The 13,397-nt window shown below is 55.0% G+C and carries 11 protein-coding genes and 1 other annotated feature; of the genes, 1 reads left to right on the forward strand and 10 read right to left on the reverse strand.

The window, feature by feature from the left end; all coding sequences use genetic code 11:
- Positions 1–46: 46 nt before the first annotated feature.
- The 7 genes from ACI1P1_RS26585 to lspA all read right to left on the reverse strand — a co-directional run bounded on the left by ACI1P1_RS26585 (position 47) and on the right by lspA (position 7,547).
- Positions 47–1,342 (reverse strand): dihydroorotase, encoded by a 1,296-nt coding sequence (locus ACI1P1_RS26585; protein ID WP_416219550.1) that lies wholly within the window; start codon positions 1,340–1,342, stop codon positions 47–49.
- A 192-nt stretch (positions 1,343–1,534) separates the two neighbouring features.
- Positions 1,535–2,437 carry an aspartate carbamoyltransferase catalytic subunit gene (locus ACI1P1_RS26590; RefSeq protein ID WP_416219551.1) on the reverse strand — a complete coding sequence of 301 codons (903 nt, stop codon included), beginning with the start codon at positions 2,435–2,437 and terminating at the stop codon, positions 1,535–1,537.
- Positions 2,434–2,979, reverse strand: coding sequence for a bifunctional pyr operon transcriptional regulator/uracil phosphoribosyltransferase PyrR (pyrR, locus tag ACI1P1_RS26595; protein WP_416219615.1), 546 nt, complete (start codon positions 2,977–2,979; stop codon positions 2,434–2,436). Before pyrR ends, ACI1P1_RS26590 begins: the two co-directional genes overlap by 4 nt.
- 268 nt (positions 2,980–3,247) lie before the next feature.
- Positions 3,248–4,240: a GNAT family N-acetyltransferase gene (locus ACI1P1_RS26600; RefSeq protein ID WP_416219553.1), complete on the reverse strand. Its 993-nt coding sequence runs from the start codon at positions 4,238–4,240 to the stop codon at positions 3,248–3,250.
- A 156-nt stretch (positions 4,241–4,396) separates the two neighbouring features.
- A complete protein-coding gene (locus ACI1P1_RS26605; protein ID WP_416219554.1) occupies positions 4,397–5,632 on the reverse strand; it encodes an LL-diaminopimelate aminotransferase in 1,236 nt (411 codons plus the stop codon).
- A gap of 335 nt (positions 5,633–5,967) precedes the next feature.
- The gene (locus ACI1P1_RS26610; protein ID WP_416219556.1) at positions 5,968–6,972 is read right to left on the reverse strand and encodes an RluA family pseudouridine synthase; all 1,005 of its coding nucleotides are present in this window, start codon (positions 6,970–6,972) and stop codon (positions 5,968–5,970) included.
- 56 nt (positions 6,973–7,028) lie between these two features.
- The gene (gene lspA / locus ACI1P1_RS26615) at positions 7,029–7,547 is read right to left on the reverse strand and encodes a signal peptidase II (protein WP_416219557.1); all 519 of its coding nucleotides are present in this window, start codon (positions 7,545–7,547) and stop codon (positions 7,029–7,031) included.
- A gap of 140 nt (positions 7,548–7,687) precedes the next feature.
- Here lspA and ACI1P1_RS26620 point away from each other — a divergent pair, with 140 nt between their 5' ends.
- Positions 7,688–8,431 (forward strand): TraR/DksA C4-type zinc finger protein, encoded by a 744-nt coding sequence (locus tag ACI1P1_RS26620; protein ID WP_416219558.1) that lies wholly within the window; start codon positions 7,688–7,690, stop codon positions 8,429–8,431.
- Between the two features lie 404 nt (positions 8,432–8,835).
- Here the strand turns inward: ACI1P1_RS26620 and ileS are convergent, their stop codons facing one another.
- The 3 genes from ileS to ACI1P1_RS26635 form a co-directional block, all read right to left on the reverse strand.
- Positions 8,836–11,604, reverse strand: coding sequence for an isoleucine--tRNA ligase (gene ileS, locus ACI1P1_RS26625; protein ID WP_416219559.1), 2,769 nt, complete (start codon positions 11,602–11,604; stop codon positions 8,836–8,838).
- Positions 11,605–11,653: 49 nt separating this feature from the next.
- Positions 11,654–11,898 (reverse strand) — a binding site (T-box leader).
- A 124-nt stretch (positions 11,899–12,022) separates the two neighbouring features.
- Positions 12,023–12,529 carry a DivIVA domain-containing protein gene (locus ACI1P1_RS26630; protein WP_416219560.1) on the reverse strand — a complete coding sequence of 169 codons (507 nt, stop codon included), beginning with the start codon at positions 12,527–12,529 and terminating at the stop codon, positions 12,023–12,025.
- Positions 12,530–12,613: 84 nt separating this feature from the next.
- Positions 12,614–13,390 (reverse strand): YlmH family RNA-binding protein, encoded by a 777-nt coding sequence (locus ACI1P1_RS26635; protein ID WP_416219561.1) that lies wholly within the window; start codon positions 13,388–13,390, stop codon positions 12,614–12,616.
- Between the last annotated feature and the right edge of the window lie 7 nt (positions 13,391–13,397).

Raw genomic sequence — 13,397 nt, forward strand, 5'->3', positions numbered from 1 at the left:
TCTCTAGAGTCTGTCATCAAACCCGCTTGAGGGCATCTTTTATCGCCTATTCGTCCTGCCAGACCGTCTTTCCCGCTACCATGGTCAGTACCGGCCACCCGGCCAGCTCCCAACCGATGAAGGGGGTGTTCCGGGATTTGGAGAGGAAGTCAGCCGCATCTACGGCTGCGCTGCGGTCCAGATCCACCAGCACCAGATCCGCGTCCGCCCCTGCTTCCAGCTTGCCCTGCTTTAGCCCGAATACCTCTGCGGGTTTGCCGGTCATACGCTCCAGAAGGAATTCCAGGGTCCAGCGTCCGGTTTGCACAAACTTGGTGTACAGCAGCGGGAAGGCTGTTTCGAAGCCGACGATTCCGAAGGGTGCAAGGGCCATGCCCTTGGCCTTTTCCTCAGGGCTGTGGGGGGCATGGTCGGTGACGATAATATCAATCGTCCCGTCCTCCAGTCCTTCCAGCACCGCCTCTACATCCCGGGGAGTCCGCAGGGGAGGGTTCATTTTCCAATCCGCGTCCATTCCGGGGATATCCTCATCAGAAAGGATCAGATGATGGGGGCAAACCTCTGCGGTCACGTTGATACCCACCGCTTTCGCCTGGCGGATCAGCCGCACGGACTGCTCGGTGCTCACATGGCAGACATGGTAGTGGACCCCTGTGGCTTCCGCCAGCAGAATGTCCCGGCCCACATGGATGGCCTCCGACTCGTTGGGAATGCCCTTCAAGCCATGCTTGGCGGCAAAAGCCCCCTCTGTTACACTGGCGCCCTCCAGCAGGGAGTCGTCCTCGCAGTGGGCCACTACCGTCATTCCCAAGCCTTGAGCCAGCCGCATGGCATCCTTCATCATCTTGGAGTTCTGAACCCCGACCCCATCGTCGGAAAAGGCCACCGCTCCCGCTTCCTTCAGGGCGGCGAAGTCCGTCAGCTCCCGGCCCAGCTCCTGCTTGGAGATGCTGCCGTAGGGAAGCACCCGCACACCGTTGCCCTCCGTCCGGGCTTTTTCCAGGATAAGCTTGATGGTCTCCGGATTATCCGTTACCGGTCTTGTGTTGGGCATACAGGCGATGGTGGTAAAGCCGCCCCTGGCTGCCGAACGGGTTCCGGTGGCGATGGTTTCCTTATGCTCAAAGCCGGGCTCGCGCAGATGTGTGTGCATGTCGATGAAGCCCGGCGCCACCAGCCTGCCGCCTGCGTCGATAACCTCGTCGCCTGCTTCCGCTCCGTTCCACTCCCTGGAGGACACCTCCTCCATCCGGGAGATCACCCCGTCCTCGATATAAATCCGCTTCTCTGCCAGCTCATTGCCTCCGGTGTTGACCTTGCCGTTTATAATCCAGGTTCCCATTTTGGCCTCCTTACTGTTTTTGTGCTATCTGCTTCTCACGCATTTTCTTGAGCCGCTCCAAACCCCCGCTTGTATTAATATACACTTACTACGTATAAAATTAAGGCTAATCGCAAAGATTATACACTTTATGCAGACTATATACAACACTTTTCCTGAGGCTGCCGATTCAGCTCCATGCTTCCGCAGCCATCAGGACAATGCCCGCTCAATTACCGCCATGCGGATCGGCACTCCGTTGGCCATCTGGGAAAAGATCCGCGACCGGTCGCATTCCACCAGTTCGTCATCAATCTCCACATTCCGGTTCACCGGAGCAGGGTGCATGATAATGGTATGGGGCTGCATCTTGTCGGCCCGTTCCACGGTAAGACCGTACTGCGCCCGGTATTCCGCGGCAGAATTGAACAGCCCGTCCTCGTGACGCTCCAGCTGCACCCGCAGCAGCATCACCACATCCGACAGCAGTGCCTCCTCTATGCTTACATAAGGAGCGAATTCCACCAGCTCCGGAGCCTGCATATTAGGCGGTGCACAGAACTTCACATTGGCGCCCAGCGCCTGCAGCCCCCACAGATTGGAGCGGGCCACCCGGCTGTGCTTCACATCTCCGATAATGGAGACCGTCAGACCCTTCAGATCGCCGAACTGCTTCTTCATTGTATAAAAATCCAGGAGTGCCTGGGTGGGATGTTCATTGTTGCCGTCGCCCGCATTAATTAGAGGAATCTTCACCTTCTCCGCCAGCGTCTGCAGCACACCCTCGGGTTTCATCCGGATGACTCCGGCATCGATACCCATGGATTCCAGCGTCCGTACTGTGTCGTAGATGGATTCACCCTTCTGCACGCTGGATACCGCCGCCGCGAAGTTCAGAACCTGGGCGCCCAGCCGTTTTTGGGCCATTTCGAAGGAGAAGCGGGTTCTGGTGCTGTTCTCGAAGAACATGTTGGCTACAAATTTCCCTTGTAGGATGGAAGTGGCCTTGGCCGGGTACTGCTCCCAGAATACAGCGCGGGTCAGAATGGCGTTAATCTCCGAGGCGGGAACCCCCTTCAAGCCCAACAAATGCTTCTCTGTCGCCAATTGAATCATGATTGCTGCCTCCTTTGAATAATCACCTGATCCTTGCCGTCGATTTCGGCCAGCTGCACGTCCACCGATTCCAATCTTGAGGTCGGCACATTCTTGCCTACATAATCCGGTCGGATGGGCAGCTCCCGGTGCCCCCGGTCCACCAGCACAGCCAGTTGGATCATCTCGGGCCGGCCGCAGTCCATCAGCGCATCCATAGCCGCGCGTACCGTCCGTCCGGTATACAGCACATCGTCACATAAAATCAGCTTTTTGCCCTCTATGGACAGGTTGTCCGCCTGAATCCGCGGTCCGGCTACACCGCGCCGGATATCATCCCGGTAGGAGCTTGCATCCACCTCTCCGACACCGATGGGGACACCCTCGATTTCCTGAATCCGCTCGGCAATCCGCCGGGCCACATAAATTCCTCTGGTACGGATGCCGATCAGCATGCTGTTGTCCACTCCCCGGTTGCGCTCCAAAATTTCGTGGGCGATCCGTGTCAAGGCCCGTCTGATGGCCGTTTCATCCAGCAGCACATGCTCCTCTTGCATGAGCATCATGATCTCCTCCTATTGTTTTCATTAGGGCACAAGAAAACCCCTGCCGCTAACGGCAGGGGTGAGTTGATGAAGGGCGGATTCCGGCTACGTCCGCATAGAAATACAGATGGATCCATGACCGGATACAACCATCCTCTTGCGCACACAACTTGACAGATGAGGCAGCGCCCCATCCTTCGAAATCGTTCACCTTGCCAGTCTCACGGGACTGTCCGTTAAAGGTGCTATTTGGTTAAAAGAATTATCCCATGTTCGACAAAAGAAGTCAAGGCCGAAGATTCTTTTCCATCCAATAGAAACCCGGCTCTGCTTGAAAACCCAGCACATCCCGGTTGATATGCAGCATCGGACCGTTCATGGAATCGTTATGGGTGCGCAGGTGGGCGGCTTTCCACTCCCTGGCTTTTTCGATGGCCATAAGCTTCAGAACAAGAGCAATTCCCCGGCCACGGTACTCCCTGTCCACGCAGGTATATTCATGGTACATGGACAAGAAGCTTTTGTTCCATAACAGCTGGACCATGCCGATGATCCTCTCCCCATGGCAAGCCAATAAAATGAGTTCCGGCGCCGCTCCGTCTGCCTCCAGGGTCCATTTGCGCCACCACTCGTACATGGGCGGTTTACCCGAGAAGCCGGGAATATCCGGCTGGGTCTGCTGGCAAAGAGCGTACAGCTTGCGCTCCTCCTCTTCCCCCGGCAGCTCCTGTAAGCTGCAGAATATAATACCTTCCTTCTCCAGGGCATGGCGCTTATCCACCGAAGAGGGTCCTTTATACGCTGCCACATCCAGCTTGGATTCGAAGGTCCTCCGGCCAATCGTAAATCCCCGTTTTTGGGCAAAAGCAACAGCCCGCTGATCCTCCTCCCGCACCGACAGCTTGAAGAGAGAGCCGCTGACGCTCTCCGCCCATTGCTCCGCTGTCCGGTACAGTGCCTGTCCCGCTCCTTGCCCCGTCTCCGCCGGATGGACCACCACCGTGAGGAACAGATCTCCAGGGGCATCCCAGCCTGCCCGGACCACAACAGCAAATCCGCAGGCCTCACCGCTCTCTTCCTTGACTACCACCCACCGGATACGGTCATACCCGCACAGCTCATTGTTATCGTTTTGCTTCAATTGACCCTTAACCGGAATAATGGCATCCTCCGCCTTCAGCCGGTCAACGGTAACCGGGTCGGATTGCCAGGTGGTCAAGAGCTCCGCCACCCTCTCATAATCCTCCGGCACCCGCATTTGTCTAATGATCCAACTCATGGCACATATCCCCTTTTTCCTTGGAACAGCTGCCACTATTATCCCATACGGCTCCCCATGCGGCATGGCATAAAACGGTTAAATTAAAAGTGTCCCGAAAATAAAGACAAGCCCTCCGCAAAGGAGAGCTTGTCTTTTACAATTGGATGTCCGTTCTTAGAAACGCAGGTTTTGGAAACGCTCCACAGCCTTCTCGGTATTCTCGCGGCTGCCGAAGGCGGTAAGACGGAAGTACCCTTCGCCGCTTTGGCCAAAGCCTACACCCGGTGTGCCGACGATATGCGCTTGAGTCAGCAGCTTGTCGAAGAATTCCCAGGAGCCCATACCCTCCGGAGTTTTCAGCCAGATATACGGGGCGTTGATGCCGCCGAATACTTCAATGCCCAAAGCCGCAATACCCTCGCGGATAATCTTGGCGTTGGTCATGTAATGCTCCACCAGCTTGGCAATTTGCGCCTTGCCTTCCGGAGAATAAACGGCAGCGGCGCCCTTTTGGGTGATGTAGGAGCAGCCGTTGAACTTGGTGGTCTGACGGCGGTTCCACAGCTCGTTGACCACTACCGCATTGTTGTCCTCGTCGTAAGCCAGGAGTTCCTTGGGCACAACGGTGTAGGCGCAGCGCACGCCGGTAAAACCGGCGGTTTTGGAGAAGCTGCGGAACTCGATGGCCACTTCCTTGGCGCCTTCGATTTCGTAGATGCTCCGCGGCACATCCTTCTCCTGGATATAAGCCTCATAGGCGGAATCATACAGGATCACGCACTTGTTGGCGCGGGCATAATCCACCCACTTCTTCAGCTCTTCCTTGGACAAGGTCATGCCGGTGGGGTTGTTGGGGTAACACAGGTAGATCAGGTCCACCTTTTTGTCAGGCAGCGCGGGAATAAAGTGGTTGCCTGCATGGCAGGGCAGATACACAATGTTGGAGTAGCGGTTCAGATCCTTCACATAGTCGCCGCTGCGTCCGGCCATCACGTTGGTATCCACATATACGGGATACACCGGATCCGTAACCGCAACTACGCTGTCCAGGCTGAAGATTTCCTGGATATTGCCCACGTCGCACTTGGAGCCGTCGCTGACAAATACCTCGTTAGCTTTAATATCGATGCCTCTGGCTTGATAGTCGTTTTCGATAATGGCGTTAAGCAGGAAGTCGTAGCCCTGCTCCGGGCCGTAGCCGCGGAAGCTGGAGGCCTCCGCCATTTCATTGACAGCGGCGTGAAGCCCGGTAATGATCGCTTCCGGCAAAGGACGGGTCACGTCGCCGATGCCCAAGCTGATCACTTCTGCGTTGGGATTGTCATTGATGAACTTCACCCGGCGGCGGGCCACCTCCGCAAACAGGTAGCTGCCTTGCAATTTCTTATAGTTCTGATTGATCTTGGCCATGGATAATTTGATTCCTCCTGATTCGCTTGTGCTTAGGGCCTGTCTTCAAACTCGCTTAAGGGCAGCTTTCACCATCTTTTCGTCCCTTGCATCGTTACTTTTGCTTGACGTACCCCCGGTGAACTAGCGCAAAAGTGCCTTGCCTGGAACGAAAATCCGGCAAAATCTGCTCCCTTCGGAGTTTGAAGACAGCCCCTACCGCGCTTCCTCTAAACTACCGAAATTTCTATGGGAAATCAATGGATCGAAGGCTGTTTCCTTTGCACTATTCTCCGGGGTAAATAAATATTCATGTCGTTTAAGTCCTTCCACATAAATATTTATTCGCCCGTGGGTTAGCTCATCCGCAAGCGTTCCAGCAGCTGGCGCATATCCTCCGGAAGCGGGGCGCTGAATTCCAGATATTCGCCGGTGACCGGGTGGACAAAACCCAGCACGGCGGCGTGAAGGGCCTGTCCCTGCCCCTTCATTTCCTTGTCCTTGCTTTTGCCGTAGTACGGGTCGCCTACCAGCGGGTAGCCGATGTATTTCATGTGGACCCGGATTTGATGAGTTCTGCCGGTTTCCAGCTTCAATTCCAGCACGGAAAAATCCTTCAGACGCTCCGTCACGTTAAAATGGGTCACGGCATGGCGGCTGTTTTTCTCAGTAACGGTAAACAGCTTGCGGTCGTAGGAATCCCGTCCGATAGGAGCATCCACTGTGCCCATATCATGCTGTACCACACCGTGGACCACCGCAATGTATTTACGCGTAACGGTATGATCCTTCAGCTGTTGAGCCAAGGATTGATGGGCCAGATCGTTCTTCGCCGCCATAATCAGCCCGGAGGTATCCTTGTCGATGCGGTGGACGATGCCGGGGCGCAGCTTGCCGTTGATGCCCGACAGATCCTTGCAATGATGGAGCAAGCCGTTCACCAGGGTTCCGGTGTAATGGCCTGCTGCAGGATGCACCACCAGACCTCGGGGTTTGTTCACTACAATGACATGACTATCTTCATATACAATCTCCAGGTCCATCGGCTCGCCTGCAACTTCCGTTTCTTCCGGTTGGGGCACGGTGACCACAATGCTGTCACCCTCCGCAACCTTATAATTCGGCTTCACGGAAAAACCATTGACCAGCACATACCCGTCCTTGATCCAGCCTTGAATCTGCGTCCTGGACACCACCGTATCCATGGATTCGTTGACATATTTATCGATGCGTTGGCCGGCAAATTCGGACTCCACTGTTAATGCCAGTGCTGCGGACTCCTCCTGAAGCTCGTCTTGCTCCTCCGCCTCTTCCGGAAAAGCGCTGTCCAGCTCTTCCCCTCCGATGAGATCTTCGTTCAAGCGGTTGTCCTCCTCAAATTCATTCCTTTTAGAGCGTGTAGACTAGCAAACACGGCCTAGGAAGCTTGCTCCCCGTTTTTCTGCTGCAATGCCCGTTTTTCTTTGCGCCATTCGAACAGTGTGTCCAAAAATATCAATGCCACACCCAGCACAATGGCCGAATCCGCCAGATTAAAAATGGCGAAGGTATAATCCACATGTTTGCCGAACCACTCGAATTGGAAGCGGAATTGCAGGAAATCCACCACTTCCCCGAACAATGCCCGGTCGATAAAATTCCCCGCGGCGCCGCCTAGAAGAAATCCGAGGGCTGTGGGCAGAAGCTTTTTGCCCGAGCGGATAGTCCGGAGCAGATACCAGATCAAGCCGGTAAGAATAACCACGGTAATGGATACAAAAAACCACCGCTGCCCCTCCAGAATACTGAAGGCTGCGCCGGTATTCCGGTGGGAGGTAATCGAGAAGAATTCACCGATTACCGGTCTTGTTTCGTACAGATCCATCTTATTGACGATGATCCACTTACTGGCCTGGTCCAAAGCCAGCACCACAAAGGCAAGGATAAAATACAGCAAGGAAAAACCCTCCCTTAATAACGTCCATTCATCCTTGTCGTTCATGCACACCTGCATGTACGCTAAACTTTACCTTGCGAGAAAACCTGTTTTATGACGCAAACTACCGGTAAGACCTGTTTTAGAAAGGAGCGCTTCCTTTGAACCATTTGAACGCTTCACAATTGGATACCCTGCGCCGCCAGCTTCTTCAGGATAAAAAGGAGCTGACCGACCAGCTTCATGAGAATGAGCTGTTCGGCTTCCACGATTCCCTCAGTGAGGGGACCGGCGAGCTTTCGACGTACGACAACCACCCGGCCGATGTGGGCAGCGAGGTGTTTGAGCGCGGCAAGGATTTGGCCTTGGCCGAGCAAACGCGGCATCATCTGGAGGATGTGGAACGGGCTCTGGCTGACATGGATGCCGGAATTTACGGCATCTGCAAAGCCAGCGGCGACCCCATCCCTTTCGAGCGGCTTGCCGCTATGCCTACTGCAGAGTTTACCATTGACCACACCCCTGCCAAACCCCATTATAACCGCCCGGTGGAGGAGGAGTTTCTCCAGCCTCCCTTTGGCCGGACCAGTCTGGATGAGCATTCCGACGAAACCGAATTCGACGGAGAGGATGCCTGGCAGATCGTAGAGTCCTGGGGCAACTCCGATTCCCCTGCCATGTCCGAGAATCCCCAGGTGGAAAGCTACGACGACATGGAAATTGAAGCCGATGAAAATATCGGGTATGTGGAAGCCCTTGAGAGCTTCCTGGCTACCGATATTTACGGCAGGCATGTAACGGTTGTCCGCAACAAGCAGTACCAAGAATATATGCATAACGGTGAAGGTGAGGCGCTGCTGGAGGAACCCGAGGCCCAGGATGATTATGGAGCAGATTTGCGGTAACCGCAATCCGCCACCCAGTATGTACACCCGGAGACGCCCTTTGCAGGGCGTCTTTTTGGGCTGGTTTCCCGGTTTTCCATGTTCGCCAGTTCAATACGTTCGCCCAGTTTGCTAGGTTTGCCCAGTTCGCCGGGTTTCCAAGCTGCAGCCAAATTTCTAACGGCGGCTACAGCCGCTATTTCCACAAAAACACCGCTTTGGAAAATCTAACGGCGGCCAGAGCCGCTATTCGGCCCAAACTGACTGCCGGAGGCGCAGTTTTACCCAAATAGCGTCTCCTGCTTCCGTTACATTTTGGAGAGCCCCTTTTTCTAGCGAATTAGGGCTCTCACTTCCGTTAGCCGCCTGGCGTAGGGACGGAGGCACGGATGCCGGCTGATACACGCACCGTATCACACCCAGCTTTAGCCAATAACCTCGGCACAGCGCTCGCACAAGGTAGAATGCTCTTCGACGGTTCCCACCTCAGGGGTGACGATCCAGCAGCGTTCGCACTTCTCGCCTTCCGCCTGGCTGACCCGCACATGGAGCCCCTTGAAGGCTGCCGCATCCTCCGGATGAGCCTCGTCCGCTTTATGCAGCTCTACCGCAGACACAATAAACAGCTGGTCCAGATCGGCAAATTGCCCCAGGAGTGCTTCCGTCTCCTTGGTGGGATACAGATCCAGCTTGGCGCCAAGGGAATTGCCGATGAGCTTTTTGTTGCGCGCTTCCTCCAAGGCCTTGTTAACCTCGTCGCGGATCACGATGAATGCTTCCCAACGCTGCTCCAGCTCGGCATCAGCTACAGCGGGATCAGCCACAGGCATTTCTGCCAACTGGACAGATTCCTCGGTTACTCCAGGGATCAAACGCCAGATTTCATCGGCGGTATGCGGCAGAATCGGGGTCACCAGCTTGGTGATGGCACACAGTGCATCGTACAGCACGGTTTGCGCCGCTTTGCGGGCCGGGTCCCCCGGCTTGCTTGCATAGAGGCGGTCCTTCACAATATCCAGGTAGAAGGCGCTCATCTCCACGGCGCAGAAGTGATGCACCGCTTGATACACCTGCTGGAACTCGTAGCGGTTGTAGCTTTCTGTTACCTTGGCGATCAGCTTGTTCAGCCGGATCATGGCGTAGCGGTCCAGGCTGTTCATGTCCTTCACCGCTACGCGGTCAGTGGCAGGATTAAAGCCGGTGAGATTGCCGTGCAGAAACCGCAGGGTGTTGCGGATTTTCCGGTAGACCTCGGCGGTTTGGGTCAGGATGTTGTCGGACAGGCGCTGGTCGGACTGGTAGTCCGCAGATGCCACCCACAAGCGGAGAATATCCGCGCCCAGCTTATCGCACACCTTCAGCGGGTCAACGGTGTTGCCCAAGGATTTGGACATTTTGCGTCCTTCCCCGTCCAGGGTAAAGCCGTGGCTCAATACGCCCTTGTATGGTGCGCAGCCGTTAACGGCCGTGCTGGTGATCAGAGAAGAGTTGAACCAGCCGCGGTATTGGTCGGAGCCCTCCAGGTACAGGTCCGCCGGGAACTGCAGAGCCTCACGCTGGCCCAGCACCCCTGCATGGGAGGAACCGGAATCAAACCATACGTCCATTATGTCCTTTTCCTTGCGGAATTGGTTATGGCCGCACTTAGGGCAGACAGAGCCTTCCGGAAGAAGCTCAGACTCGTCGCGGATAAACCAGGCGTTGGAGCCTTCCTTGGCAAAAATATCCGCCACATGGTTGATGGTTTCTTCATCCACATGGGAATGTCCGCAGGATTTGCAATAAAAGATCGGAATCGGCACACCCCAGACACGTTGGCGGGAGATACACCAGTCTCCGCGGTCGGCGATCATATTGTGCAGCCGCACTTCGCCCCAAGCAGGAGTCCACTCTACGTTTTTGATTTCCCGCAGCATGTCTTCCCGGAAAGCGTCAATGGAGGCAAACCATTGCTCCGTCGCCCGGTACATTACCGGTTTTTTGGTCCGCCAGTCATGGGGATATTGGTGGACAATGGAGCTTTGCTTCAACAGATGGCCCGATTCCGTCAACATCTCCAGAATCATGCCATTAGCCTTTTCATAATAGATGCCCTCGAAGCCCGGAGCCTCTGCAGTAAACTTCCCTTGGTCATCCACCGGCGACAGCACACCCAGATTGTAGCGCTGACCCACGGCAAAGTCGTCCTCACCATGTCCGGGAGCCGTATGCACACAGCCGGTGCCTGCTTCCAGCGTAACATGCTCGCCCAGGATCACCAGGGAATCCCGGTCATAGATGGGATGGCGGCATACCACATGCTCCAGCTCGGAGCCGATAAAGGTGGCTTCAATAGTGTACTCCGTCCAGCCGATTTCCTTGGCCGCCGCTTCCAGAAGACCCTTCGCCAGCACATACTGCTTGCCTGCGGCATTAACCAGCGCATATTCGTACTCGGGATGCAGGGAAATGCCCAGGTTAGCCGGCAGGGTCCAGGGTGTTGTGGTCCAAATCACCAAAGAGGCGGTTTCGGGAAGTTTGCCTTTACCGTCCTTCACCTGGAAGGCCACATAAATGGATGGGGAGGTTTTTTCCTTGTACTCAATTTCGGCTTCAGCCAGTGCGCTTTCCGAGGAAGGCGACCAGTAAACAGGCTTGAGGCCTTTGTAAATGTATCCCTTCTTGACCATTTGGCCGAACAAGCGGATTTGTGCCGCTTCATATTCCGGCTGCAGGGTCAAATATGGATGCTCCCAGTCACCGCGTACCGCCAGGCGCTGAAATTGCTTCTTTTGGCGCTCCACCCACTCCAAGGCATATTCCTTGCAGAACTCGCGGAATTCGGAGATGCCCATTTTCTTGCGGTCCACCTTGCCGCTGTTGGTGATGGCCTGTTCAATGGGCAGGCCGTGGGTATCCCAGCCGGGTACATAAGGCGCGTCGAAGCCGCTCATGGATTTGAAACGGACGACGAAATCCTTCAGAGTTTTATTCAAGGCATGGCCAATGTGGATATCACCGTTGGCATAAGGAGGGCCGTCATGCAGAATAAATTTCGGGCGACCCGCATTCTTCTTCTGCACCTTCTCGTAAATTCCGATTTCATCCCACCACGCCTGCACCTTCGGCTCGGCCTGGGGCAGGTTCCCCCGCATGGGGAATTGGGTTTCGGGCAGATTTAGTGTTTTACCGTAATCTGTTTTCGGTTGATCCATTGTAAACTGACTCTCCTTTAATAACAAAATAAAGACCTTCCATCCCAAACAAAGGGACGAGAGGTCTTATTCCCGCGGTACCACCCTCATAAAACCGTCTTCTCTTTAGAGAAGCGGCTTCACTCGTAAGATCCGTAACGGAATCACCCGATGCTCTATACTGGCCGCATCAGGGCGTTCCAGAGCATACTCCTGGAGGATATTCGGCGCCATCCGATTCCCGGGCTTCCACCATGTCCCGGGTCGCTGCGTAACGGAGGTTATGCGCGTACTTGTTCCAGTCATCGCAATCAAAATATTCGTTGACCAAGTTATGTCAATCTTTAACCCTCAAATTGCCTTCAGCAATTTCGAGGCTGACATAACTTATCCGGCCTTCGGCTTGGACCAAGTTATGTCAGTTTACAGTATACCCATTTCAAATAACCGAGTCAATGGACCGCCGTTCCCGCTCCTCGATGCTGCGGCCTTCCAGGCTGTCCCAGCTGTCCGTCTTCAACAGCTCCAGCTGTGCTTCCAGCAGCGTCCGGAACCGTGTCCGGTAGATGGAGGCCTGCTTCTTCAACTCCTCGATCTCCAGAGCGATTTTGCCGGACTTGACCAGAGCTTCATTGATAATCCGGTCCGCATTCTTCTCGGACTCGCGGATAATGAGCTGGGCTTCCTTCTTAGCGTTGCCCTTCACCTCGTCGGCCGCTTCTTGGGCCACGATGATGGTTTTGCTCAGGGTTTCCTCAATATTGGTGAAATGGTTCAGACGATCCTGGAGGGTCTGAATCTGGCTCTCCAGATCTTTATTCTCGCGGATCAGGGCTTCGTAATCCTTAATCACCTGGTCCAGAAACTCGTTGACCTCATCCTCGTCATAACCGCGAAACGAATGACGGAACTCCTTATTATGTATGTCCAGCGGTGTTAATGCCATCCTTGCACCTCCAAGAAAATAGCCGGTATTTCCAATGTATTCGACACACCCTGCGGAAATTCCTTCCGGCGGTGAACGCAAATCTTAGAGATACCTGCCGATTTTTACGCGGACCCGTCCTTTTTTGGTTGTGCCCTCGATCTCCAGCACCTTAAAACGCCCGAAGCCCTGCAGCGAAACCACATCGCCGTCCTTCAGCGGGGCGCTGGGATCCTCCTCCACCTTCCAATTCAAGCGGCAGCGGCCGGCTTTGATGGGGATCAGGATCTTGGCTCTGGACAGATGCCACACATCGCTGGCAATGCCGTCAAGACGCAAGGATGCCACGGATAAGGAGACCTCCTCCAGTTTGGTTTCCGCGGTCCTAAGCTCAGCCGCAGGCAAAATCGACGTACTCACGCCCAAGCGGTGCACCTGGAACAGATTCATGCTGAAATAATCGGCAATCTCCTTGGCAACCAGGATATGGCAGGCATCCCCCAACACATGGATATCCCCCACCTTGTCCCGTTTGACGCCAAGACCGAGAATGGAGCCCATAAAATCACCATGCTCAAGCTCGGCAAACCGGCTGTCCGGCGAGGTGATCTCCAACACCGCAATGCCCATGTCCTCTTCCGCAGGGTCCCGGTAAGCCGGGGCAAAAACCGCCCGTTTGCGCTCTGCGCCGGGATAACCGCCGTCCATATGCAGATTCACATCCGCCCGGTTGGCCAAGGATTCCACAATAAAGCACTGCCGCGGATCCAGAAAATCCGTCCGTTTCACCGTATGGTTTTCCGCCCGCTGGATCCAGTCCCAGGCTTTGTCCACAAAATTCTTCTCGTCGTCGTGAAAATGCGCAATCCATTCCCGTTCCATGCGAAAG

The organism is Paenibacillus mesotrionivorans (assembly GCF_046098205.1).
GTDB classification, from domain to species: domain Bacteria; phylum Bacillota; class Bacilli; order Paenibacillales; family NBRC-103111; genus Paenibacillus_AR; species Paenibacillus_AR mesotrionivorans.